The following is a 25,334-nucleotide window of genomic DNA, read 5'->3' as shown; positions in this document are numbered from 1 at the left end:
ATGGAGAAAAAACCCTTTACAATTGCTGAAGCTCTAAATTCTGATCCAACCTTGCAAAAAACTTATGGAAAGGCGGATAAAAAAAATTCTTCAGGGCGAAAATCAATAAAAAAAGAATTAAGGAGAGAACATGTAATAGTGTGTAGGCTTAATCAAAAAGAACACAACATCTTAAAAAAATTAATGGAATTAGACTTGAGTAGCGAGAGTAGCTCTTATATAAGAAAGTTAATTTTGAAAGAAGCTAGGGCTTTAAACATTCTTGAAAAATAATGTTAAAATATCCTTGCAAAAAACAAAATTACAAGGATATAAATGCGAAGAACAAAAAAGCAAATTGAAGATGAAAAACTTTACGGTGGTCGGACTCTATTTGACTTTATAGAGTTAGAATTTACAGGAGGGCGAAATGAGCAACAGAATAGAGAGTTATCCAAACATAGAGAGATTACGAATGATCTTAAACGAAATAGCATTTCATCAGATACATCAACTTTGGGTAGACAAGAAAATTCCACAATACAGTCTAATAATACTAGAGAGATGGGCGGAAATTTATCCCAACACAATCAAAGCTCTAGGAATGTCAGAATTAATGACACTAGCACTTCCACAAGCGGAAATGGAACTAGAAATTTTAGAGAGCAAGGAAGCGGAACAGCAAAGAATACAGGGAATCACAGATATGGAGATACTAGCAGAAGCGCAAATCAATCTCAATCATTTCATAGCAGTAAAACCACAAATTTATTCTCCTTTGTTTCAAGAGATGATGAATCAGGACAAGAAACAGACGCAAGAGGAAACAATCAACAATCAATATTGGGGACTACAACAAGAAATGATGGATTTGAAAGAAGAAGCTTCAAATCTGAAAAATTAGATTTTATAAGTGATGATGAAGTCTATCTTGGTTCTTTAAAAGATAGATTTCAAAAAAATATTCAGGCTGTTAAAAAATTTATCTGAAATAGTCAATAAAGATATTGGTTCAATAATGTTAACATTTGCTGATTCTTACTCAAGAGCTAGAGAGGACTATGAAAAAAAACAACCATCATTTTTTAAACAAAAACTGAATGATTTCTTCAAAAAAAAATTAAATAAAAAACAATTTGATAAAGAAATTACAGTGGATAAAACCCAATCTTTAAATAGATAAAAAGATAAAATATGCCACAAAAAAGAATTTATCTTTATGTTCCGTTTAAAGACAAAGAAAAAGCAAGACTGTTAGGAGCAATGTGGGACGATAAAGAAAAAAAATGGTTTGCCCCAAAGAAGTTAGACAAAAATATTTTTTCGCAATGGTTATATCCAAGACAAAAAAAATCGTTTTCATTTGATGAGCAAGAAATACTTTCTGCTTTTAAAAATGCTTTAGAAAATCATGGATTAATTATTGATGCTTCACCTATCATGGATGGAAAGATTCATAGAGTAAAAACTATTACCGATAAGGGTAGAGAAAAAAGCGGAGCTTATAGTGGTTTTTTAGATGAATATCCTGCAGGCTTTATTCAAAATTTTAAGACAGGCATTAAAGAGAATTGGAAAATGCCTTTAGAGCTAAAACAAGATATTACTAATTATCAAGCTCTTAATCAAAAAAAAATTATAGCCCCTACAAAAAATAAGGAACAAGAAATTTTAGAATTGCAAGAAAAAACTGCTCTTAAAATTGAAGAAGAATATCAAAATGCACACTGGGCATATTCTAACCATCCATACTTAAACAAAAAAGGATTCAATGAAAATTTTTATCTTAAACAAGATAATAGAGGGTCTCTGCTTATTCCTCTCAAGGACGAAAATGGTAAGATATGGTCAGTCCAAAGAATCTTCCCCAATGGAGATAAAATTATCGGAATCATAAGAACCAAAGATGAAAAAGAACAGGGTATAGAATATTCCGCGAAAAAATCAGGTTGTTTTCATATCGTAGGAGCTAAAAATTTGGAGTATTGCAAAGAATTTATTATAGCAGAAGGCTTTGCTACTGCAGCAACAATTTATAAAGCACTCAACAAACCTGTAATTATGGGTGTAGATGCTGGAAACCTACCAAAAATTGTTGAAGTTCTGAAAGCTAAATTTCAAAACACTCCTATCACTTTAATAGCAGACAATGACAAAAAAAGAGAATTACAAGGGCTTTCTAATATTGGAGTAGAAACTGCAAAGGAAATCCAAAAAAAATTCCCTGATATTAAAATCATCATCCCGCAAATCACCAACAAAGAAGCGGAAAAAGGAATGAGCGATTTTAATGATATTTATTTAAATAAAGGTCTTGATGAAGTGAAAAAACAGCTAAGTATGCCTGATTTTCACAAAAAACTTGACACCTTTAAATCTGATCACATTGCATACAAAGAACAAGATATTACAAGGTAATTTTTGTATATATTAATAAACAATAATATATAATAGTTACTTTAAATTAACAAAAAGGTAAAAAAAATGAAAAAAGCGGTTAAATTAGGTTTATTAGGTGCAATTATTGCTGGTGTATTTTCTGCTTGCTCTAGTGAGCCAAAATCTGTGGAATATTATTCTGATCCAAAAAATGCTAAGGAGTTGGAAGCAAAAGTTACAGAATGTAAGAAAAAGTTTCCAAAAAATAGTGAAAAAACATCGAAAGAGTTAGAAAAATCTTTAAATGGAAATCCTAGCAATGAATTTTTAGATTGTGAAAATGCTCATAAAGCAAACAATAGAAAATCCGAACCGCAAGAAAGTATGATGGAAACAATGCAAAGGCTTAGAGACGAGAAAAAGGAAAAAGGATTTACTCTAGAATAATCTTTAATACTGCCATACATTAGTAACTATTAATATATAATAGTTACTTTTAGTAATTAATAATAACTAATGTTATACAGAAATTAAAAAGCTTAGCTCTAGCTCTTCAAGACTAGAATATCCATTCTCGTTTGCTAGTTTTTCTAAATCTAAATAAGCTTGTTCTGTGTCATCATTGATTAATCGATTGTATTTTTCTGTCTTTTTCGAGTTGCCTTCTTTGTGGAGCTACAGAATCCTTATATTCTTTTCTTGCCCGTATGAGTTCTTTTTCTCTTTACTCATATACTTCTTGTGTTATAGCTTCTTTTGTGGTAGAATGGACTTTGGAGGTAGGCTAACATCTAATTTAGATGCGGTCTTTTGTGCTTGTGGGACTAACGATTCGCCTTGTAGATTTACTGCACTCTCTACCCCTTTGAATATGGATGAGCAAATATCCAAAGTACCATTTTCTTTGAAACTCGATCATTGCCTCAGTGTTTCCAATTTATAATTGGAATAGTTAAGTACATACTCCCTTTTGGTTAATGCTTAATTTTTTTATTGCAAAAGATTTTAACCAATCAGGCAAAATATTATTTCAATGGTAACAAGTGACTCACCTCTCACTTTAGAAGTAAGAATTTTCTTGCTTAAGAGTTTATCAATCAGCAAAACAAAGAGGATTAAAGCTCAAAATATACTGCCCCACAGATTTAAGATTGGGATTATTATAACCCAAAAAACTAATATGATTTCTGCGTGCACTTTCATAATCACCCATACTATCACCAATTAAAACAAACTCCTTTGTATCGTAAACAGAATTTTGTACAATCTTTTCCACCCACTGCACCTTTGGGGTAGGAGAACCATAGATACCCTTAAAATAACGGCTAATCTGTAAAAAGTCACATAAAGAACGCAATTCCTCTTGCTCTGACCCTGAAGCAATATAAAATTCCAAATGAGAAAAATGTTCCTGAATGTAGCTTATAGAATCTATAATCAATAAAGAAGAATCAAAAAGCCTTTCATGCACAACGCGATGAAAATCAGATAAAATTTTTTGCTTTAATGTTTCTGGACAAGGCTGCTTAATGATTTTTTCAAAAAAATGACTAATCTTGACAAACCTTGAAATACCACCATTTTGCAAATGATAACACTTAAATTCTTCCAACGCTTCTTGCGAATATTCTCTTAACGCATATAAAAATGCCTCCGTTCTTACAGGTAATGCATCTAAAATCACACCATCAAAATCCCAAATCACTGCCCTAAATTCTAGCATAAACTATCCCCGCACTAAACCATCTTGCACAGGCACAAAAACACATTCTTCAAGCTGTGCAACTTCCCTAAAAATACCATTATGTTTTTCAAAACGCGTAATAATTTGCTTATTGTTCTGTACGATAGGAGCAATTAAAATTCCACCTTCTGCAAGTTGACGGGTTAATTCTTCAGGAATTCGCGTGGCTGCAGCAGAAAATAAAATCCTATCATAAGGAGCAAATTCTCTCCAACCCCTTTGCCCATCTTCAAAACGCGTATTGATATTTGTGATTCCAAGCAAACGAATGCGTTGCCTTGCCTCCAATAAAAGTTTTTCAATCCGTTCAATACTAAAAACACGGCGAATCAAAAAACTCAAAACAACAGCTTGATAACCACTCCCACATCCAACCTCTAAAACACTATCTGCACCCTGCGTTTCCAAATAATGCGTCATTTTTGCTACCGTTAGCGGAGAGCTAATCCACTGATCACCCGCTAGGGGTAAGGCATCAAGCTTAAATGCAACATTCTTCATACCACTTGAGATAAAAAGTTCTCTATCCACATTTGCCATCGCCTTTGCAACTTCAGGTGATACAGGAAAACGCACAAGGATTTCCTCGACCATACGCGTTGCTTTAATAAAATTATTCACTCGATAATCCTACATTGATATGTTGACGAACCTCTTTAACCTCCTCTAAATCCACTTCCTTTCCAATCAATTCTGCATCATTATCTTTGGCAAGAATCTCCCCAAATGGCGATATAATCGCACTACTTTTTGCCATTTTCTCATTTGCCCCATTACTTAAAACGACAAAACATTGATTGCTGATTGCAAGAGCCATTCCTAGATTTTTAAAGTGATGTTTTCTTTGTAAAGCCCATTGTGCTGGAACAAAAATAATATCTACACCCCTTAAACGATTCCATAGATGCGTAAAACGTAATTCAAAACAATTAATCGCACCACAAGAAATTCCATCGATTTTAAAAGGGAGAATCTCGCCCTCACTACCCTCTTTAAAATGAAAATGTTCCCCACCTAAAGGAAAAAGTTTACTTTTAGATTGCTTATGGATCAACTCCCCTTGATGAAAAACCTTGAGATTATTATAAAACCCCTGCCTTTGTTTTTCTATAAGGGTTAAGATAATAGTACGATGAGATGATATTTTTAAGAATGTATCTGTCGCCTTTCGTCCAAACTCGTGTGCTTCTTCCATACGCTGATAGCAAAAATTCGTTAAAGCAACTTCAGGTGCAAGAATAATAGAACCCTCTGGCGTACGACTCGCCAATGCAATGAAGTGGTTAAGATTGTATTCAAAACTTTGGTGGGTTTTAAATTGCAGTGCATACAAATGTTTAGAAATCATCAAAATTAATACTCCCTTTTGCGTAATTTGTTACCTTTCCTTCAAAGAAATTTGTCTTTTGCTCATTAAAGCTACTGAACTGCTCCACCCATTTTATCGGATGTTTTGCATTGTAAAGTTTAGGTAAACCCACTTTCTGCATACGTTCATCTGCAAGATATTGAATATAAGTGCCAATAATTTCTGTTGTTAAACCTAGAATCTGCCCTTGCGTAATATACTCCCCCCATTCACTCTCTATCTTCACCGCCTCACGGAACATTTCGACCACCTCTTCGATTAATTGGGGTGTAAATAAATCCAACCGCTCTTTGCGCAAAGAATTAATAAGATTTTGAAATAATAACAAATGCGTAACCTCATCGCGTTGAATAAAACGTATCATTTGCGTACTACCCAACATTTTTCCACTACGTGCAAGTGTATAAAAAAATGCAAATCCGGAATAAAAATAGATTCCTTCCAAAATTTGATTAGCAAACATTGCTTTGAGCATCGATTCATCCGTGGGATTCTTTGCTAACTGCTCATAAATATTGGCAATATAATCATTTTTACTCTTCAGCATCATATCTTTACGCCACATTTCATAAATTTCATCGGTATTAACAGAGATAGATTCAACCATTACCGCATAGCTCTGTGAATGCAAAGCCTCTTCAAACGCTTGACGCACCAAAACAAGATTAATTTCAGGGCTAGTAACATAAGGATTAATATTGTCAATCAGGTTGTTTGTTTGTAAAGAATCCATAAAAATTAGCTGAGCTAATGCACGGTCATAGCCAAGCTTTTCTGAAGTTGTTAAATTACTATTATAATCTTTTTTATCTGCATTCATATTTACTTCTTCTGGAAACCAAGAGTTCGCAAGCATTACTTTCCAAAGATTATATGCCCACTGATACTTAATTTTGTTTAACTCAAAAATACTTGTCGGATTACCTCCAAATATTTTGCGTTCATTCACGGTTTCATTAGAGTGGGGATTATATATCTTTTTTCGCTGTAGCATTGAATTTTATACCTCTGGATTTTTTAAATAAAGTGCAATTATAGACTATACTTACTTGAATATTGCTTTGTTTTCAGTCAACCCTGTAAATAACCCCACCACAACCAAGCTAAGGAATGAATCAAAAATAATCACAAAAGTGGGGTCATATCTGCTAACTACTTTCCTTGTCTTGCTTCTGAAATCATATGTTCAATAACCTCAAACAATTCTAAGCTACTTTTTTCAGCATTCTTAAAATTCTCGACAACCTGACTTGCATATTGTAAAATATCCTTATCTTCTTTCAAATAAGACAAGGTTTGTATAATGCTGCTATGCACATTTGCATGAGGGGATTCAATCTTTGGATAAGAAGGCGTATGGCTAAAGTACTGCTTACCCTCACCTTGCTCACACCATTTTCCTAAACGACAATTGTGGTGGTCGCTTACTTCTTTATATTGGTTTGTAAAGATGGCAGCATAAGCATTTGCCTTAAAAACAATATGGTCAAGCTTTGCAAGATTTGCAAACAATTCATAGGTTACAACTTCATTGGAGATTTTAATTAGATTTGCATTACCAACCAGCTGCTCTAGCACTTCATTAAAGCTACCAAGAGAATCTGAAGTTTGTTGTACCTGATGTTCCATACTTTCACTATTACCCACCATCTCACTAGAATTCTGTTTTAAAATATTGATATGTGCTGCGACTTCATCTGTCGCTTTCTGTGTTTTTTCAGCTAATTTTCTCACTTCATCAGCCACCACTGCAAAACCTCTTCCATGCTCTCCAGCTCTTGCAGCTTCAATAGCTGCATTTAAGGCAAGCAAGTTTGTTTGATCTGAAATATCTTTAATCAAATTCATCACTGAAGTGATTTCATCAATATTCTTTGCAAGGTCATGTGCAATATCACGCGTACGCAAAATCTCACTAATCATATGTTCAAGAATGCGTGTCATCTCTTGAGTACGTTGTTCAATAGATTCTACCACAGATTCATTATTTAAATTCAAGTGATTAATCTGTGTAATGCTTTCAATATTTTCTACAAGATGCTTTTGGATATTTTGTGCATTCTCTACAACCCCCATCACCATTAATTCATTTAATGCAATAACCATTTCATTCTTAGATGCATTCCGATTTACTTCAGCTGAAGATCGTTCAAGTTTCTCTTGAGTCTCCTTACTTTGTTGGAATAAATTTCCAATACGTTCTGCAAAACGATTAAAACTCATCGCCACGCGTCCAATTTCATCATTTGCATTGATTTGAATTTGAATTGTTGGGGTATCGCTTTGATTAATTTCTTCAGCAATTTCTTGTAGACGTGCAACACGTTTTAATACAACCATTTTCATTGCCACAAAAATCGCTATAAAAAGTAAAAAAAGCAGTGCGATAGTAATAATCATCTGTGAAAATAAAGGAGCGTGTGCAAGATCCAATTTCTGTGTCAAAAGCTCTTTTTTCAAACCGATAAATGCCATAATATCTGAAGAAGAATGGAGATTAAAAGAAGTAATCAAAAAATCTTCTCCCACACTTACCCCCTCTTCAAATTCAGAATGCTTTTCATTTAAAAAAGGTGCACTCTGAAAAATTGCAACCTGCTCTAATGTTTGTTTGGGTTGAAATTGTGGATAATTACTTAGTGCAGAGGTTTTAACACCAAAAACAATATCAATATCTTGATTACTTTTCAAACGTTCAAGCACAACCCGCAAAGGAAAGCTTAATTCAATTGCACCCACAAAACGATTTTTTTCCATCAATGGTGCAATAGCACGTACAAGAACACCCTCATCATTTGCACCCAAAACAACTTGACTAACAGAAGAATTTATCACAGAACGTTCGAATTGATCAGCAACACGAGATCCACCCTCATTCAAACTATCGGCAAGTAAATTCATCCGGGCATCAAATAACTTAATATGTGCATCCAGTTTTTCTTGAACCTTAAATAATTCAGCAAGGGCAACAATAAATGCATATTGCATTTCCTTATCTTGTTGCTTTATAAGTGTTCGTATTTCACTAATATGTGCAAGACCAATTACACCGCTATTAGCAATACTCATCGCACTTTCAGTTGCCGTATTAATTCTCTCCTGTAAAGCTGCTTTCTCAATTAAATAAAAATTCCTACTTGCTTCAGCAGAAGTATAGAGATAATGCAAACACACAGCTAAAATACTCATTATCACAAAACATAAAATAGGAACCTGAATCTTGGTTTGAATCGAAACATTCTTAAACATAAGCTAACTCCTTCCTTTTTAGATCCTAAGTTAACTGAAAACTTTGAATCAAATCTTTTAAAATTGTCTCAAAGCTTAAAAAATCAGCAATATTCATCCGCTCATGAACTGAATGTGGATACTCAATACTTGGACCAATGGAGATAATTTCAGATACCCCCAACGCATTCTTAAGAATCCCACATTCAAGCCCCGCATGGATTGTAACAATTTGAGGCGTAATACCATGTTGTTGATAGATGATTTTAGTTTGTTGCAATAAATGTTCCTCCTTATTTTCTGCCTCCCAAGCAGGATAAAAATGTAAACTTTCCACATCCGCCCCATAACCTTTCGCCCATTTGCTTAATTTCTCTTGATATTTTTTCAACTCCTCTGTTGCATTGCCTCTTAACATACTCTGAATCACAATATCCCCATTATCTTCATTAACAACCCCTATGTTAGCAGATAAAACTACCTCATCAGCATTATTTTTTCGTTGCACGCCATTCACAACAGGTAATGTCAAGAATTCAAGCACTTTTCTTAGGTTTTTCTTGTAGTGTGGTTGAATATTTGCTTTGTGTACCTCAAAATACTCTGGCACTTCAGGCATTTCTGAAGCAAGAAAAATTGCTTTTGCAGATACCGCAATCGAATTGCGTTTTTCGCCCCCCTCGATAGCTATAGTTGGTAAATCATTTTCATAAAGAAACCTTGCAAGCTCTACGATAGCATTTTGTATACCCTTATGAATATCCACTCCACTATGCCCGCCAACAAAGCCTTTTGTTTGAATTTCATAAACTTCCAATTGTTCCTCCAACTCTAAAAGTGGTAACGAACGAAAGCTAAACAACAAATCAACTCCACCTGCACAACCAATCGTGATTTCCCGCAAAATTTCACTATCCACATTCACAATTTGATTTGATTTAGGCTTTAATTTCAAATGATTAGCACCAATCATTCCAATTTCTTCATCATTTGTAATCAAAATCTCAAAATGATCTAATTCTTTCATTAAGTGTAAAGCAACGCACAATGCCGCCCCATTATCCGCTCCTAAAGAACTATTTTTTGCCTTGATATATTCACCCTCAATGCATACTTCCACAGCATCTCCCACATGCACCATATCGTAATGTGCTTGAATACAAATTTTTGGCTTTCCCTTAGAAAGTAATAAATTCCCAGCTTCATCTTCCTCACACTCTACACAAATAGAGTCAGCATATCTCTTTAACCATTCCCTCATTTGTTGGGTTTTTCCACTTGCATGAGGAATTTTACAAAATTCCAAAAAAAGTTGATACCCATAACTTTTCTCTAAAGACATTTATTTCCTTTCAGTGTTTATAGTTGATACTCTTTTGCAAACTCATCTATCTTACCATGAAACCTTGCAAACACCCATCGCTTAGAAAGATTCTCCTTACCATAAAAATCAAGTACCTCGCTAAAACGACAAAAAATACCCCGTTGCAACCATTCTTGTATTTCCTCATAATTTTGCATTTCATAGCCCAAACTTTGCAAAACTAAAAAACTATAGCGATCTGCCACCATAACATCACGCCCGAAGGCATAACATAAAATTGCATCAGCCGTCTCAAAGCCAATTCCTTTTTGTTGCAACAACCATTCACGCGAACAATCTTGCTTCATTGATTCAAAATCCCCAAAATCATCTAAAATAGAACGACAAAGCATTGAAAGTCGTTTTGCTTTCGTGTGGTAAAAACCAACTGGCGAGATTCTTTCTGCTAGAGAGTCCACATCTAACAAAACAAAATCTTCTGGAGATTCCACAAAGCACCCAAGATTCTGCATAGCAATTTTTACCTTTTCATAACGGCTATTCTGCACCAAAATTGCTTCAATAATTGTGGCAAAACAATCACTAGGAGTCCACCAAAGCTCCCTCTCTCCTTGATAATTATCATTTAAATATCCAATATTTTTCAAGGCACAAAGCAACTCAAAGCTATCACCAATCTCCAACCCTTCCAAAGGGTTCTGCCTTTTAACCCTCCGCATCTGTAGCATTATATAACCCTAAACTCCAAATATTCTTAAAAATCTATTTTTTGAAGCAATATCTTTTGCAAATGCTGTAATGGGCTTTTCCAATTATCAAAACACTCTTGTGGATATAAATGTAAACTCTGTGCATAAAAAGGAGATTCAATCCCTTGTGCACCATAACGCCAATCATAATAATAAGGTAATAAAACAAATGATTCAACGCCAAAACTTGCAGCTAAATGCAAGATTGACGTATCAATTCCAATCACGGCATCCATTCCCTCAAGTGCCTCTTTTGTTTCTGCAAAATCCTTGAATCCACTCCCTAAATCAGGAATTTTATACTGTTCTAAAAGATTTCTTTCTTCAATATCAATACCAACCTGCAAAGAATAAAAATCACATTTTGAAAGCAGAGGAGAAAGCCCATCAAGCAATTCAGGAAGTGTCAAATTCTTTCCTTCTGATAAGGGATTTTCTTGATTACTACGCCAAAAAATTCCCACTTTCTTACAAGATTTCTCAAGAATTGGGGGGATTAAAGACTGAATTTCTGCATTAGAAGTCATTTTCAATGCAAAAGGTAAGGATAAAAGTGAAATTCTCTTAAATGTTCTTTTTTTTAATTCATCAGGAACAATAGAACAAAAGGCTATAGGACATAGGTGGGGTGCCCTTTGGTTAAAATACCGCTCAAAAAGCGGTAATAGTACGGGTTGTACAATCACCAACACTTCAGAAGCAACTTCTCTTAAAGGCATCAGAAAACGTGCAAACATAATTGTATCTCCTAAGCCTTGCTCTGCATAAACAACAATCCTTTGCTTAGCTAATCGGCTTGCAACTTCTAACGTAGCTAAAGACTGGGGTACAACATTCAATGATAACCGCTTTTCATATTGCTTAAAACCCTCTTTTATTTCCCCAAAACGCAACAATAAATGTGCATAATTAAGAGCATACAGGACATTAGAGGAGAAAGAAATAGCTTTTTTATAATATTTTTTTGCCTCCTTAAAATAAGACGAAGAGTGAATGGATGCCTTACTTAAAGCATTTGCATAATTAAAAAAGAAAGAGTGATCATCTTTGTTGACAACGGGTTCTAATTGCTTATAAATTTTTAAAGATGATTCAATATCTCCCCGCTTCAGATACAAACTTGCAAGATTCATACCTGCCACATTTAAACCCAACCTTAATGCTTGCTCATAAAGTTTAATCGCCCTTTCTACATCAGATTCAACAAGAACATTTGCGAGATTAAACAATACATCTGCATCATCGGGTGTTTTTAAAAGCACCTTTTCATAACAAACCACCGCATCGGCATTACGACCTACATCGCGATAAACACGTGCAAGATTAAATTGTAGATTCGGTGTGGCTGGATTTTTAATGCTCTCCAAAATTTCCAAAGCCTTTTGACTCTCATTACTACGACGCAAAAGCTCTGCGATATTCACTAGATAGGTTTCAAAGCCAGATATTAAAAAGGCCTGATTAATGTATGTTAAAGCTTTTTGAAGATTCCCTAAACCATAATGTGCCAGACCTGATAAATTCCAAACCTCATGATCTTGCCCATCCTGACTCAAAATCACATCACAACAATTCACACAACGATTCAAATCGCCCACACTATGATACGCCAGCGCCTGCTCATATAATTTCTGCAATGATTCTCTTCGTACCAAATTTTCCCCCTCTCGCCTCATTTTTGTTATTATATCAAAAAATGTGTTACAATCTCACTTAAGTAAAGTTTTTTATCAGGAGAAAATATGAAGCAACTTATCCTTGTAGAATCACCCACAAAAGCAAGAACAATTAAAAATTTTCTTGGAGAAGATTACGAAATTATCGCTTCCAAAGGACACATTCGCGACCTTCCCAAGCACGCTTTTGGTATTAAAATAGAAAATCAACAATTTATTCCAGATTATGTTATTTCAAAAGACCATGCCACAATACTTTCACAGATTAAAGAAGTCGCTAAACATTCTAAAAAAGTTTTTATCGCTACTGATGAGGACCGTGAAGGTGAAGCTATTGGCTATCATATCGCCATTGCTATTGGGCAAGACCCATTAAAAATTCCTCGCATCGCTTTCCATGAAATTACAGAAACAGCCATCAAGAATGCTTTAAAACACCCAAGGCAAATCGCAATTAATATGGTCAATGCACAACAGGCAAGAAGGTTACTTGACCGCATTGTAGGCTACCGTTTATCTCCCCTGCTTTCTGCAAAGATTCAAAAAGGTTTAAGTGCAGGGAGAGTGCAAAGTTCTGCACTCAAAATTATCATCGATAGAGAACGAGAAATTCGAGCATTCAAACCTATTATTTACTACCATATCGCCGCATTATTTGAACAAGAAATAGAAGCAGAAATTATGGAATATATGGGCAAAAAAATTGAAAAAATGGAGATTCGCTCCTTAGATACAGCAAAACAGATGATTCAGCAAATAGAGAAAAATAAAGATTCTTTCAGAATTCATAATATCGAACATAAAAAACGCAAGATTTCACCCCAACCTCCATTTATGACAAGCACATTACAACAAACAGCCTCTACACAATTGGGTTTTTCTCCTGCAAGAACAATGAGTACTGCACAGAAACTTTATGAGGGTGTTCCCACACATCAAGGTACAATGGGAGTCATCACCTATATGAGAACCGACAGCCTAAATATTGCCAAAGAGGCAATAGAGGGTGTAAGAGAATTGATTTCAAACACATTTGAACCACCTTATTTACCTGTAAAACCACGCATTTACACAACAAAATCAAAAAATGCACAAGAAGCCCACGAGGCAATTCGCCCAACAAATTTAAGTTTCACACCAGATATTGCAAAAGGCTACATTAGTGGCGATGAACTCAAACTCTACACACTTATTTATCAACGTTTCATCGCTTCTCAAATGACGGATGCTGAATTTGAGCTACAGAATATCACCTTTAAGAATGAATGCTCTACCTTTAAAGCGAATGGACGCAAGTTACTATTTGATGGATTCTATGCTATTTTAGAAAACACCGATAAAGATAAATTGCTACCAAATCTTAAAAAAGGGGATTCTATAGCACTTTTAAAAGTAAAAAATGAAAAAAAACAAACTGAACCGCCGGCAAGATTCTCTGAAGCTTCACTCATTAAAATGCTTGAATCTCTTGGTATTGGGCGTCCTAGCACCTATGCACCCACAATTACCCTACTTGTCAGCAGAAACTACATCACACTTAATCAGCGACAAATAGTGCCAGAAGAAATTGCATTCAAGGTTACAGAAATGCTAGAACAACATTTTAGTGAAATTGTTGATAGTCATTTTAGTGCAAAACTTGAAGAAAAACTTGACTTAGTGGCAAGTGAAGAAATGGATTGGCAAAAGGCTTTATGGGAATTCTATGAAGATTTTGATAAAAAAATTAAGCAGGGTAAGACACTCATTCAAAGTCAAAAAATTGCAACACCGACTGGCGAATATTGCCCTCAATGCGGTTGCGAACTTGTTGAAAGAGATGGTCGTTATGGTAAATTCATTGCCTGTAGTGGCTATCCAAAATGTAAATACATCCAAAATTCTCAAGAGCATGAGCAACTTTCATATGGTGAATGCGAAAAGTGTGGAAAGCCCATGGTAGTTAAAATGGGGAGAAATGGGAGATTCATTGCCTGTAGTGGCTATCCAAAATGTAAAAACACAAAACCCATCATTGGAGAAGCAAATAAGACAAATAAGATTCTTGAAGTTAAATGTCCAAAATGTCAAGGAAATTTACTTGAAAGATTTTCAAAAAGGGGGGCATTTTTTGGTTGCTCTAACTACCCAAAATGTGATTTTATCAGCAAATACCCTCCTACAAATAAAAAATGTCCGTCATGTCAAAATGGCTTAATGGCAGAGCGTACTTTTCGTAAAAAGGAAATTTATGAGTGCGTATTGTGTAAATATAGAGAGGATAGAGAGGGGATATAGGAACTATAATCCCCTATACCCATCGTCATCTAGTTAATGCGCTTTGCAAAGATTAAGATTCTATGTTATTTTCTTATTCTATAAATAAAGCTACTTTATCCACCTAAAAAGCTTTTTGATAAGCCCTAATCGCCCAAAACAAACATAATAAAAAAGAATAAGCCCAAATATAAAAGGTAAGGCAATAGCAACAAACTTAAGTCCCTTAAACATAAAATCTACAAATACCCCTCCTATATGCTCCTTAAATCTCTTCCATTCTTTTGATAAATATGATTCTTCGTTTGTGGTATCTTGTCCATATTCATTACGAATATCTAAACTCATCGTAGCATAATCTACCTTATTATCAAAACCTCTCAAACGCCCCTTCATACCTTCAATTTCATAGGTGATTCTATTGATTCTATCTTCAATTTCGAGAATCTCGCCTATATTTTTAGCAAACTTAAGATAATTGCGTAATTTTTCTAATAAAACTTCGCGGTTTTTTACTCGGTTATAATTATCAAAATAGGCTTCGGTAATATCTTGCGTATTTATATTTTTTTCAATGACCTTATCTCCTTCCTCAATAGAGACTATAAAACGCTCAAGTAATTCTTTTGGGATTCTTGCTGTGAGATAGCAACCATTATCAAAACTTCGCATATTTTCTATATATCCACCCAACGAAGCTACTTTAGATTCTATATCAGCACAGGATTGAGGCGCACTTTTAGATTCTAATCTCATATTAACATTCACAATAAGTTTGCGTTCATTGAGAGCTTGACTTAACTCTGTGGTGATATGCTCCTTGTTTAGAGAATGAGGAGTTTCTAAAGATGCTACTCTACTCATTTTTGCCATAGGAACAGAACTCTCCATCATAGAATCCCTAAAATCTTCCATTTCCATTGATAAGCGACTTGTCTCGTCTGCATTGGAGGATTCTTTCATAGTATGTGTCTCGTCATTAGAGCCACAACCTGCAAAAAATACTATAGCTAATGTGATAAGAAACACAAAAAAATTATATCTCATTTATCTCCCTTCAACTCCTTTTTTGAATAATAGTAGCATAATATTTCTAAATGTTTCTAAATGCGCTTATGTAGGATATGTAAGAACTCTAATGTAGAATCTTGCTTTTGGATTCTTTTTGAATCTGCCTTAAAGCGTTGGTGTTTTTGATATACAAATTCATATTTTCCATATTTGCTAAAAATATCTTTTATTTGCTCCAAACTCAATAAACCCTCATCATTATAACTTAAGAAAATATATGTAAAATTCGCATTTTTAATAAGAGAATCAAGCTCATCATAGACTTTAGATTTTTTGCACCAATTTGATGTGTGATATTTCCCTCAAACCTGTTTTGCCTCGTGGGATAAAGTCATCATATAATGCAATCGTGTTGAGTAAATGATAATTCGCCCCATATTCGCGTGCATTATAAGGAGGGTCAAGATAGAGAATATCACCGCTGATTTTGTGAATAAGTGTGCTAGAATCTTCGTTAAACACGATATGGGTATTGTCATTACACTCAAAATACGCAGGAGTAAGTATAAGTTCTTTTTGAGCAGATGTTTTCAAATGCTTCAAAAATGCTCCATAGACTGAAGCTGTATTTGCCACTCTATCGGCAGATTCTAAAAGCGAGGCAAGCAGAAAATAATATTCCTTATCATTGATATAGCAAGTATTTTTCCATTGTTCAATTTGAGTGCGAATCCCATCAATTTTGCTTGCGTTAAAATCACTAAAATATTGTCTTTCTTTGCTTCCACCTAGTGCATAATTTTGATAAATTTTTGATTGCAAAAGTGGAGTTTTTTGCGTATCATTAAGCGTAGCAATAAGCTCATCAATCCTCTTTAATTGTTGATGATTTTCTATGTAATTTTTTGCCAAAATGAAACTATAATATTCTCTATCATTTGCAATAATTTGCTTCACTTGAGTTTTGAATAATCTCCCTACTGCCGAAGTTCCAGCAAATAAATCACAAAATTTATTTTCGTGCAAATATATATTGATAATGATATTCTAAAAAAGATTCTCGTCCATGTATTTGCAGGTTATGTATTGTTTGTTTATCTGTAATATTAATTGAAGCAAGATAATCTCTTGTGCATCTATCCATTTGTTTAGAAAATAATATTTCTTTATCTTTTGTAAAAGTAATTAACCCTACGCTTTTATCAAAAAGCTTATCAAATAAAGGTGAGAGTAAAAAACCATTATAAATATTTAATCTTTCACTATTATTACAAAACACCCAAGGTTTAATATGTGAGGCTATAAGTAATTTTTTATCCCTTATATGTGTAATGGGACATTCTGCGAGAGTATCAATTAATTTATTTCTAAAATTCTGCTGACCAACACGCACATTTTGTAGAGATTGCTTTTGTGTAAGCTGAATGCTTGTATCTACTGCTTGTTCTATGACAATCTGTTTGTCATTATTATTCTCTATGTCTTGTATAGAATCTTTTAAAGCATAGACGCCATAAGCAATTCTCATGATTTTCGGATTTCTCTGACAACGTTCCTGTATTGTGTTATTTGGTGTTTTACCAACTATTTTACTCTTATCTTTATAATTCCAAATATGTTGATATAAAAACTGGAGCGACGCTATTCCATGATTATCTAGCATTATTCTTTCTATTGCCTCATCATAAGTCAAAATTCGCTCCTCAATCTGAATCTCTCATCACATAAAATCCAAGTGGTTTTATCTCACTATGTTTATATACATCACCGATTACTACCGCAAAGTAGCGATTTTTATCGAGGAATTTTAATGTATTTTGACAAGTTTGCAAAAAGATTCTCATAAAGTCATTTATCTCGCTCATTTGGCTCAAATCACAAGGTTTGTTGGTAAATTTTACAATATCCATATATGGCGGGTGAAAAAGCATAAACTGCACACTTTTAGCACCAATAGTCTCTAAACCTTGAGTGATGAAGTTATCAGTCTCTGCATTATTTGTATTATCACACATTCCATAATAAAATCGCCCTCTCACAGAATCTTGCATTTTAGATTCTATATTTTGCAAAATCCCCTCATTAATATCCATTCCTATACATTTACGCCCTAAATTCTCGCACTCAAAAAGTGTCGTGCCACTCCCTAGAAAAGCATCTAACACGACTTCATTACTTTTTGTATATCGCCTTATGAGTTCATTTGGGATTTGAGGGATAAAATTCCCATGATAATTATTTTCGTGCTTACCACCTTTGGCGCGATTTGGGATAATCCATAGCGAATCTGTATTTATATCGCACTGCTTCCACGCCCATAAATCCAAATCATTGTGCTTGATGAGATTATCCTTATTTTTATGATTGTTGTATTTTTTCAATCACGCTATTGAAGCTTTTACTTGGACGCATAATAGATTCTGCCTTTGTGTCATCAAACTTATAATATCCACCAAAATCTACATGTTTGCCTTGTGTAGAATTAAACTCATCACGGATTTTAACTTCATTATCGTTTAACTCCTTAGCTATCGGTGCAAATTTCTCTGCCATCATACTATCTTCATTCTGCTCTGCAAGGGCATTAGCGAAATACATCGCAAGATAAAAGTGGCTTGTACGATTATCATCTTCACCCACTTTGCGTGATGGAGCTTTATTATTATTAAGCCATTCTCCAATAGCACTATCAAGTGCGTTAGCAAGAACCTTTGCCTTTTGATTGCCATTTTTTTGTGCATAAAACTCAAGGCTTGCTTGCAAAGCAAGAAACTCTCCCAAACTATCCCAACGTAAGTGATTTTCTTCCACGAGTTGCTCGACTTGCTTTGGAGCACTTCCTCCAGCACCCGTCTCAAACATCGCCCCACCATTTAACATAGGCACTACTGATAGCATTTTCGCACTTGTGCCAAGCTCCAAAATCGGGAATAAATCTGTAAGATAATCTCTTAACACATTGCCCGTAATAGAGATACAATTTTTGCCCGCACGAATGAGTTTGAGAGATTCCAAGCACGCTTCTTTGGGAGCTAGAATCTTGATATTTTTACCTTTTTCTTGCAGTCGTTGCTTAACTATATCTATCATTATGGCATTACTTGCACGTTTAGAATCTAGCCAGAAAATTGCCTCTTCGCCACTAATTTCACTGCGCTCAATACCCAAATCTATCCAGTTTATCACTGCGTCATATTTTGCTTCATTTGCTCGATAAATATCATTCTTGCACACTTTATGGGAAAGTAACACAGCACCTTTAGAATCTACAATGCGGAATTCCCCATCACTTACTGCAACAAAAGTCTTATCGTGCGAACCATACTCCTGTGCCTTTTTTGCCATTAAACCAACATTGCTAACGCTACCTAATTGACTTGGTTCTAAATTACCATTTACACGCAAATCCTCCAATACCGCTTCATAAATTGTTGCATAAGTTTTATCAGGAATTACAGCATTTGTATCGCATTCCTTACCGTCTTTATCCCATAATCTCGCACCATTCTTGAGCATTGCGGGCATTGAAGCATCAACAATCACATCACTTGGGACATGAAGATTAGTAATCCCCTTAGCTGAATTAACCATCGAGATTTTTGCACTTTTATTCATTATTTCATTATATTTATTGATAATTGCATCTTTTTGACTAGAAGATTCCACCTTTAAAAGCAATTCGGACACGCCATTATTCGGATTAACGCCTAATCTATTGAATTCATCACTAAATTCAGTAAAAAGTTCACAAAAATACGCCCTTACCGCATAGCCAAACAAAATGGGATCGCTCACCTTCATCATTGTAGCTTTAAGATGAAGAGAAAATAAAATATCCTCTTTCATGCAAAGTGCGATTTGTTCCTTGTAGAATGCGTCCAATTTTGCAGTATTCATAAATGTTGCATCAAGAATTTCATTTTTCTCTAATTTTAAACCTTCTTTCATTATGGTTACATTACCTTGATTATCAACAAATTCAATTCTAGCATTACACTCCTCTTTAATAAAAATTGCTTTTTCATTATCAAAGAAATCACCATCCTTCATATAAGAGACGATTGTTTTAGAATTTTTACTAAAATCTACCACACGATAGGGATTTTTCTTTGCATATTCTTTAACAGCCTTTGTAGAACGTCTATCAGAATTACCTTGACGAAGTACCGGATTCACCGCACTCCCTAGTACTTTTTGATATTTTTCTTTGATAGCCTTTTCTGTATCATTTTGTGGCTCATCAGGAAAATTTGGCACAGGATAACCCTTACCTTGAAGTTCTTTAATTGTTGCCTTAAGTTGCGGAATAGAGGCTGAAATATTAGGTGTTTTAATCAGATTTGCATCTTTTGTTTTAACGAGTTGCCCTAAAGATTCTAATGTATCTGGTACGCGTTTTTGTGGTTCAAGCAAATCTGGAAATTGTGCCAAAACTCTGGCACTAAGTGAAATATCTGCCGTCTCCACCTCAATATTTGCGTGTTTTAAAAACGCCTTTGCTATAGGAAGAAACGAATAGGTTGCCAATGCCGGAGACTCATCAGTAAGCGTATAAGTGATTTTCATAAAGTGTCCTTTAAAAAAGAATTTGAAGCAGAATGCTTTTGCATAGAGTATAGCAAAAAATTTTTATTTTTCACAATATATGACAATGGGAGATAAAAGTTTTTGGGTAAATGTCTAGTTTTGTAACATATACAAATTCTAAAATCAATTTTCTAACATTCTCTGAAATCTGTGAATTGCCCAACCATTAAAGATGATTTTGTTTCTTGATTCAATGATAGATAGCTAATATCTAGTATGACCCAGTTCTATTATAAGGGCTTATTTAACCGCTACATTATGTGGTGAATCTCTATGTAACTTCGCTTTAATACCTTCTTGAATTTTGGAAAACTAACTCTTTTTGTACCTTTATGAATGGTAATGTATTATGAAATTTAGGATATTTTGCTCTTTTTAGCAAGGAAATTATCGAATGCAGTTACAAACTGTCTTAATAGCATTTGTAAGCTTTGGAAATTACACTCTTTTGAATCGATATTGATTTTTTCTTTTAAGGATTATAGGTTGTTTTTGATTAACATTAGGATTAATTCCATACTTAGTAGCACTAAGCACTATTTGCCTTTATGTTTAATTTTTATATTCATATTTATATAACAAATAGCATAATTATTATAAAAAAGAATAATATGGGAGAAAATAATTATAAATTATGTGGATATATCTCAAACAAGAGAAACAGGCATAATCTAAAAACACATTTAATTTTAATATTTAAGTATAGAAAGAAATTATTACAAAGAATAAGGTTTTAGACGATATGATCTTATCATCATCGCGATAGAAAGTGACATTGACCACATTCATTTGATGATTCAGCATATTCCATACGAACCTTGGCTAAACAAAGTTCGTAAACTGCCTTTACAAAAATTTGTAAGATTGCTAAAGTTTTTGTCTTTTGGCATTTATAAAGCAGGCATCTTAAGCACCAATTGCCTCATAAATATAATTACTGATAGGTTCAGCCACACTGAATTTTGGGTATTCTTGTGCATGCAAAATAATCTGTGCAGCACTATGATTGTCATCATTAAAGACAATGGGGGCAAGGAAATTCACGCAGGAATTTTGAATAGGATTTTGTAAAATCATCACACAAAAAACGCGCACATTAGAACCACTATGCATATGAAGTAGGGTTTGAATAGAAGTGGGTACATCTAAAGAATAGTCCCTTTTAAGTGCATAAGGATTTACCAAACGAAGTTCAAGTCCACAATCACTACCATCACTTCTCAAGCCACGAATTTTTACAAATCGTTCGTCAATCTGCTCCAACTCCACTTTTGCAATCTGCTCTAGCCCGATGATTGGGCTTTTCATCTCATAAATCATTCCATCTCCTTAGTAAAGCTTCTTTTTGGCTTATTATAAATATAAAAGTATATTTAATAATGAAAGAAGCTAACAAAATTATACAATCTTTTTTCTAAAGCGATGCTAAACAGAAGCAGTAAAAATCTCAAATAATATCTTTAAAAAATTCATAAGCCATAATAGCAATTACAATCGCATAAAGCAACACAAGAGCATAGCGGTGTTTTTTAACATCAATAATATTTAGAAGATAGCTACCAATCATTGCCCCAATAATTGATGCAATCCCAACAATAGCCCCTTGCAAATAATTTACATACCCAAAATAAGCAAGACTTACAAAACCTGATGTAGAGGAAAAAATTATAAAAAATAAAGATATAGGGATAACTCGTTTAGAACTAATACCCAAATAAAGACTCAAAAGAGGAACAAGAATTAAGCCTCCGCCAATACCAAGTGAAATGGCAAAAATGCCAGTGATGCCACCGATTAACATCAAAATCAAACGGTGGGGGGTAAGTCTTGGTTGTAGTTGACTTTCGTTACCCTTAACCAAGAATCGATATAATGCAACAAGTGTAAGAAGTAAAAATATGCCTTCTAATATTTTAGAACTAAGAATGTTAACAACCAATCCGCTAAAAGCTGCACCAATAAAACCACCAATCCCAACCCATAAACCTTCTTTTATATTTAAATTATTATTTTTATAATTGACATATGAAGCACTGATGGATGAAAACATCATTTGCATAACAGAAATTCCTACAGCAAGTTTAATATCTAAGCCAAAAAGTGTCATCATTGGCACAATGAACGTTCCCCCACCAATTCCAAAAAAACCAGCCAACACTCCAGCACTTAACCCAAAAATCAGCAAACCAATAGTCATTAAAAATTCCATAACCCTCTCCTTTTAAAGCCCAAATTACAATATAAGAAAAAACATACTATTTTTATAAGTTACATACAGTAATACACAAATAATCCAGTCTTTTTATAAGGGTAATAAGATATTCAAATATAAAAATTTCTTAATCTAACCCTTTTAAACTTTCTAATTCAGCGTTGATTTTAAGTAGTCTTTCCTCTAACTCTATTAATGCTACGCGATTTTTTTGCAAAAGTTCCTTAGGTGCATTTGCCATAAATTTTTCATTATTGAGCATACCAAGAAGTTTATCTTTTTCTTTTTGACTTTTTTCTTGTTGCTTATGCAACCTTGCAATAATGGAACTTAAATCCAAACCAGCCTTAGGGAGATAAACTATACTAAATTTACCAATATCAGCAAGACAATTTTCCTTTTTTTGTGACACAATTTCTATGGATTCAACTTTGCTAAGTCGTGGAATAAATTGTTTTAGTAATGCTTCATCAATGGTTTTTTGTGGTTGAATATAGATAAGTGGAATTTTTTGGGCCGCAACATCAACATTTGCTTTAAGGCGACGAATAGAAATAATTGAATCAATAATCACACTAAAGCTATCTTCAATACTAGTTTCTTGGGCTGCTTTTCTAGGATAAGGCATAACCATTATGCTTTCCCTTTCTTCAAGTGGAATACCACTTAAAAGAGAGTAAGCATACTCTGTAATAAAAGGCATAAATGGGTGTAGCAACTTTAGAGATTCCATAAAAACTGCCCCCAATTCTTGAATTGCACTCTTGTCTGCCTTTGCCAATTCAATACCCCAATCACAAAATTCACCCCACAAAAAGCGATACAATGTTGTTGCAGCATCATTAAATCGATAAGAATCAAGTTGTTCTCTCACTTCACTGATTGCCACATTTAGACGACTTTTCATATAACGTCCTAACATGCTTTGAAAATTGAGAGAATCGATAGGGGTATATTTCTGATAATAAAGGAGCAAGAATTGTGTTGCATTATAAATTTTGTTGGTGAAATTTTTGCTGATATCCAATTGTGTACTACTTAAACGTACATCTCTTCCCATAGCACACAAAATTGCTAAAGTAAAACGCAACGCATCTGCACTATGACTTTGTATAATTTCAAGTGGATCAACAACATTTCCCTTACTTTTGCTCATTTTTTTACCATGCTCATCACGTACTAATGCATGGAGATAAATATCTTTAAAAGGTAGCTTACCTAATGTATGTTCTCCCATCATAAGCATTCTAGCTACCCAAAAAAATAAAATATCAAAACCCGTAATTAAAAGAGAATTTGGATAAAACTCTGCAATATCACTCCGATTCCAAAGTTTTCCCTCCCCAAAATCTCCATTCGCATAGCCAAGAGGGCTAAATGCCCAAAGTGCGGAACTAAACCAAGTATCCAATACATCTGGATCTTGAGTAAAAGTATCTTTTTTACATCGTGGGCATTGTGTTGGCTTCTCCTCCCTTGAAGCAAATTCATTTCCACATTCACAATAAAAAACAGGGATGCGATGTCCCCACCAAAGCTGCCTAGAAATACACCAATCACGCAATTCACGCATCCATGCGTCATAATTATTTTTCCAAATCGCTGGATAAAATTTTGCTTCTTGAGTATTGATTTTCTCGATTGCCCCAACCGCAAGTTCCTTTTTAATAAACCATTGTTGGGAAATATAGGGTTCAATCAAATTACCACAACGATAACACTTGCCAACCTGATTCTGATGATTTTCAATTTTTTCAATCATACCCATTTGTTTGAGTTTTTCTACAATCTTTCCCCTTGCATCTAAACGTTCAAGCCCTTCAAATTCTGCTGCTTGTGCATTTAGAATACCCTTTGTATCAAAAACTTTAATTAATGGGAGTTGATGGCGCAAACCAACTTCATAATCATTAGGGTCATGGGCAGGAGTAACTTTCACCGCACCGCTTCCAAATTCCATATCCACATAATCATCAGCAATAATAGGAATCTCTCTGTTAATAATAGGCAACCTCACTTTTTTGCCAATTAAATGCTTATAACGTTCATCTTGCGGATTAACCATCACGGCAGTATCTCCAAAATAGGTTTCCGGACGCGTTGTTGCAACAATCAAAACATCATTAGAATCAACAATAGGATAACGAATGTGATAAAGCTTCCCTTCATTTTCTTCATACTCAACTTCGATATCACTCAATGCACCATCGTGTGTGCACCAATTCACCATATACTCACCGCGTACAATCAATTTTTCTTCATAAAGACGACAGAAAACCTCTCTCACACTTGCCGCAAGTCCTTTATCCATCGTAAATCTAACACGATTCCAAGCACAAGAAGCCCCTAAACGACGCATTTGGGACAAAATTTTATCTCCGCTTTTCTCTTTCCACTCCCAAACACGTTCTAAAAATGCTTCGCGTCCTAATTGCTCTTTGGTAAGATTCTCATTCAAAAGTTGCTTTTGCACAATATTTTGTGTCGCAATTCCTGCATGATCGACACCAGGTTGCCAAAGAGTTTTGAATCCGTCCATTCGTTTGTATCGAACCATAATATCAATAAGTGTATGATTGAGTGCATGTCCTATATGCAAACTTCCTGTTACATTTGGAGGTGGAAGCATAATAGAAAAAACTTGATGATTATTCTGGTTGCTTATACTGGGTTCAAAATAATTACGTTTTTCCCAAATAGCATAGTAACGTTCTTCTATAAGATGAGGATTATAACCTTTTGTAGATTCTAATTCTTCCATAAAAATGCCTTATAATATGAATTAAAGTCACATTATAACCTTTTTTAGCTTACATTCAA

22 protein-coding genes and 1 pseudogene are annotated in these 25,334 nt (G+C 34.4%); 6 read left to right on the top strand and 17 right to left on the bottom strand.

Translation table 11 applies throughout. The features are described 5' to 3' along the window. From CCZ01_RS00925 to CCZ01_RS00910, 5 genes and pseudogenes are all read left to right on the top strand, one after another. Window positions 1-273 carry a hypothetical protein gene (locus CCZ01_RS00925; RefSeq protein WP_112051343.1) on the top strand — a complete coding sequence of 91 codons (273 nt, stop codon included), beginning with the start codon at window positions 1-3 and terminating at the stop codon, window positions 271-273. Window positions 274-315: 42 nt separating this feature from the next. After that, window positions 316-957, top strand: a pseudogene (locus CCZ01_RS00920) (SNF2-related protein); the annotation flags it as partial. A 40-nt stretch (window positions 958-997) separates the two neighbouring features. After that, window positions 998-1,162, top strand: coding sequence for a hypothetical protein (locus CCZ01_RS10265; RefSeq protein WP_181566257.1), 165 nt, complete (start codon window positions 998-1,000; stop codon window positions 1,160-1,162). A gap of 11 nt (window positions 1,163-1,173) precedes the next feature. Further along, window positions 1,174-2,397 carry a DUF5710 domain-containing protein gene (locus CCZ01_RS00915; protein WP_112051341.1) on the top strand — a complete coding sequence of 408 codons (1,224 nt, stop codon included), beginning with the start codon at window positions 1,174-1,176 and terminating at the stop codon, window positions 2,395-2,397. A 66-nt stretch (window positions 2,398-2,463) separates the two neighbouring features. After that, the gene (locus CCZ01_RS00910; RefSeq protein WP_112051340.1) at window positions 2,464-2,805 is read left to right on the top strand and encodes a hypothetical protein; all 342 of its coding nucleotides are present in this window, start codon (window positions 2,464-2,466) and stop codon (window positions 2,803-2,805) included. Between the two features lie 646 nt (window positions 2,806-3,451). Here CCZ01_RS00910 and CCZ01_RS00905 read toward each other — a convergent pair. The 8 genes from CCZ01_RS00905 to CCZ01_RS00870 all read right to left on the bottom strand — a co-directional run bounded on the left by CCZ01_RS00905 (window position 3,452) and on the right by CCZ01_RS00870 (window position 12,427). Beyond that, window positions 3,452-4,081: an HAD family hydrolase gene (locus CCZ01_RS00905; protein ID WP_112051339.1), complete on the bottom strand. Its 630-nt coding sequence runs from the start codon at window positions 4,079-4,081 to the stop codon at window positions 3,452-3,454. A 3-nt stretch (window positions 4,082-4,084) separates the two neighbouring features. Further along, the gene (locus CCZ01_RS00900) at window positions 4,085-4,723 is read right to left on the bottom strand and encodes a protein-L-isoaspartate(D-aspartate) O-methyltransferase (RefSeq protein ID WP_258436211.1); all 639 of its coding nucleotides are present in this window, start codon (window positions 4,721-4,723) and stop codon (window positions 4,085-4,087) included. Beyond that, entirely contained in the window at window positions 4,716-5,450 is a 735-nt protein-coding gene (locus tag CCZ01_RS00895) for a carbon-nitrogen hydrolase family protein (RefSeq protein WP_181566263.1), read from the bottom strand. Before CCZ01_RS00895 ends, CCZ01_RS00900 begins: the two co-directional genes overlap by 8 nt. Next, window positions 5,440-6,465, bottom strand: a complete 1,026-nt coding sequence (locus CCZ01_RS00890) for a ribonucleotide-diphosphate reductase subunit beta (protein WP_112051337.1) — start codon at window positions 6,463-6,465, stop codon at window positions 5,440-5,442. Before CCZ01_RS00890 ends, CCZ01_RS00895 begins: the two co-directional genes overlap by 11 nt. A 158-nt stretch (window positions 6,466-6,623) precedes the next feature. Beyond that, window positions 6,624-8,720, bottom strand: a complete 2,097-nt coding sequence (locus CCZ01_RS00885; RefSeq protein WP_112051336.1) for a methyl-accepting chemotaxis protein — start codon at window positions 8,718-8,720, stop codon at window positions 6,624-6,626. A gap of 25 nt (window positions 8,721-8,745) precedes the next feature. Continuing rightward, complete coding sequence (locus tag CCZ01_RS00880; protein ID WP_112051335.1) at window positions 8,746-10,041, bottom strand: M20/M25/M40 family metallo-hydrolase; 1,296 nt, start codon at window positions 10,039-10,041, stop codon at window positions 8,746-8,748. Window positions 10,042-10,058: 17 nt separating this feature from the next. Beyond that, the gene (locus CCZ01_RS00875) at window positions 10,059-10,751 is read right to left on the bottom strand and encodes a 3-methyladenine DNA glycosylase (protein ID WP_112051334.1); all 693 of its coding nucleotides are present in this window, start codon (window positions 10,749-10,751) and stop codon (window positions 10,059-10,061) included. Between the two features lie 26 nt (window positions 10,752-10,777). Continuing rightward, entirely contained in the window at window positions 10,778-12,427 is a 1,650-nt protein-coding gene (locus tag CCZ01_RS00870) for a tetratricopeptide repeat protein (RefSeq protein ID WP_181566256.1), read from the bottom strand. An 87-nt stretch (window positions 12,428-12,514) separates the two neighbouring features. Here CCZ01_RS00870 and topA point away from each other — a divergent pair, with 87 nt between their 5' ends. Further along, a complete protein-coding gene (topA, locus tag CCZ01_RS00865) occupies window positions 12,515-14,725 on the top strand; it encodes a type I DNA topoisomerase (RefSeq protein ID WP_112051332.1) in 2,211 nt (736 codons plus the stop codon). 90 nt (window positions 14,726-14,815) lie between these two features. On the opposite strand, the gene CCZ01_RS00860 is transcribed toward topA, so the two are convergent. From CCZ01_RS00860 to CCZ01_RS00820, 9 genes are all read right to left on the bottom strand, one after another. Next, window positions 14,816-15,751 (bottom strand): DUF4349 domain-containing protein, encoded by a 936-nt coding sequence (locus CCZ01_RS00860; protein ID WP_112051331.1) that lies wholly within the window; start codon window positions 15,749-15,751, stop codon window positions 14,816-14,818. Window positions 15,752-15,807: 56 nt separating this feature from the next. Beyond that, complete coding sequence (locus CCZ01_RS10970) at window positions 15,808-15,954, bottom strand: hypothetical protein (RefSeq protein ID WP_458692848.1); 147 nt, start codon at window positions 15,952-15,954, stop codon at window positions 15,808-15,810. Window positions 15,955-16,039: 85 nt separating this feature from the next. Then, window positions 16,040-16,741 (bottom strand): DNA adenine methylase, encoded by a 702-nt coding sequence (locus CCZ01_RS00855; protein WP_458692847.1) that lies wholly within the window; start codon window positions 16,739-16,741, stop codon window positions 16,040-16,042. After that, window positions 16,728-17,408: an HNH endonuclease gene (locus CCZ01_RS00850; RefSeq protein ID WP_112051330.1), complete on the bottom strand. Its 681-nt coding sequence runs from the start codon at window positions 17,406-17,408 to the stop codon at window positions 16,728-16,730. Before CCZ01_RS00850 ends, CCZ01_RS00855 begins: the two co-directional genes overlap by 14 nt. A gap of 10 nt (window positions 17,409-17,418) precedes the next feature. Continuing rightward, window positions 17,419-18,096 carry a DNA methyltransferase gene (locus CCZ01_RS00845; protein WP_112051329.1) on the bottom strand — a complete coding sequence of 226 codons (678 nt, stop codon included), beginning with the start codon at window positions 18,094-18,096 and terminating at the stop codon, window positions 17,419-17,421. Beyond that, on the bottom strand, window positions 18,074-20,281 hold the full coding sequence (locus tag CCZ01_RS00840; RefSeq protein ID WP_112051328.1) for an NADP-dependent isocitrate dehydrogenase: 2,208 nt from the start codon (window positions 20,279-20,281) through the stop codon (window positions 18,074-18,076). Before CCZ01_RS00840 ends, CCZ01_RS00845 begins: the two co-directional genes overlap by 23 nt. A 927-nt stretch (window positions 20,282-21,208) precedes the next feature. Continuing rightward, window positions 21,209-21,622, bottom strand: coding sequence for a flagellar assembly protein FliW (fliW, locus tag CCZ01_RS00830; protein WP_112051327.1), 414 nt, complete (start codon window positions 21,620-21,622; stop codon window positions 21,209-21,211). A 127-nt stretch (window positions 21,623-21,749) separates the two neighbouring features. Next, window positions 21,750-22,511: a sulfite exporter TauE/SafE family protein gene (locus tag CCZ01_RS00825; RefSeq protein ID WP_258436201.1), complete on the bottom strand. Its 762-nt coding sequence runs from the start codon at window positions 22,509-22,511 to the stop codon at window positions 21,750-21,752. 130 nt (window positions 22,512-22,641) lie between these two features. Next, the gene (locus CCZ01_RS00820; RefSeq protein ID WP_112051326.1) at window positions 22,642-25,275 is read right to left on the bottom strand and encodes a valine--tRNA ligase; all 2,634 of its coding nucleotides are present in this window, start codon (window positions 25,273-25,275) and stop codon (window positions 22,642-22,644) included. Between the last annotated feature and the right edge of the window lie 59 nt (window positions 25,276-25,334).

The organism is Helicobacter monodelphidis, from assembly GCF_003288845.1.
Classification (GTDB): Bacteria; Campylobacterota; Campylobacteria; order Campylobacterales; family Helicobacteraceae; genus NHYN01.
This window is presented reverse-complemented; position numbering and strand designations above follow the sequence as displayed.

Bases quoted from the DNA above. Each gene is read 5' to 3' on its own strand.
- fliW (WP_112051327.1), bottom strand. From the start codon at position 21,622: ATGATTTATGAGATGAAAAGCCCAATCATCGGGCTAGAGCAGATTGCA.
- CCZ01_RS10265 (WP_181566257.1), top strand. From the start codon at position 998: ATGTTAACATTTGCTGATTCTTACTCAAGAGCTAGAGAGGACTATGAA.
- CCZ01_RS00880 (WP_112051335.1), bottom strand. From the start codon at position 10,041: ATGTCTTTAGAGAAAAGTTATGGGTATCAACTTTTTTTGGAATTTTGT.
- CCZ01_RS00885 (WP_112051336.1), bottom strand. From the start codon at position 8,720: ATGTTTAAGAATGTTTCGATTCAAACCAAGATTCAGGTTCCTATTTTA.
- CCZ01_RS00875 (WP_112051334.1), bottom strand. From the start codon at position 10,751: ATGCTACAGATGCGGAGGGTTAAAAGGCAGAACCCTTTGGAAGGGTTG.
- CCZ01_RS00860 (WP_112051331.1), bottom strand. From the start codon at position 15,751: ATGAGATATAATTTTTTTGTGTTTCTTATCACATTAGCTATAGTATTT.
- CCZ01_RS00890 (WP_112051337.1), bottom strand. From the start codon at position 6,465: ATGCTACAGCGAAAAAAGATATATAATCCCCACTCTAATGAAACCGTG.
- CCZ01_RS00905 (WP_112051339.1), bottom strand. From the start codon at position 4,081: ATGCTAGAATTTAGGGCAGTGATTTGGGATTTTGATGGTGTGATTTTA.
- CCZ01_RS00820 (WP_112051326.1), bottom strand. From the start codon at position 25,275: ATGGAAGAATTAGAATCTACAAAAGGTTATAATCCTCATCTTATAGAA.
- topA (WP_112051332.1), top strand. From the start codon at position 12,515: ATGAAGCAACTTATCCTTGTAGAATCACCCACAAAAGCAAGAACAATT.
- CCZ01_RS00915 (WP_112051341.1), top strand. From the start codon at position 1,174: ATGCCACAAAAAAGAATTTATCTTTATGTTCCGTTTAAAGACAAAGAA.
- CCZ01_RS00910 (WP_112051340.1), top strand. From the start codon at position 2,464: ATGAAAAAAGCGGTTAAATTAGGTTTATTAGGTGCAATTATTGCTGGT.
- CCZ01_RS00925 (WP_112051343.1), top strand. From the start codon at position 1: ATGGAGAAAAAACCCTTTACAATTGCTGAAGCTCTAAATTCTGATCCA.
- CCZ01_RS00895 (WP_181566263.1), bottom strand. From the start codon at position 5,450: ATGATTTCTAAACATTTGTATGCACTGCAATTTAAAACCCACCAAAGT.
- CCZ01_RS00840 (WP_112051328.1), bottom strand. From the start codon at position 20,281: ATGAAAATCACTTATACGCTTACTGATGAGTCTCCGGCATTGGCAACC.
- CCZ01_RS00825 (WP_258436201.1), bottom strand. From the start codon at position 22,511: ATGGAATTTTTAATGACTATTGGTTTGCTGATTTTTGGGTTAAGTGCT.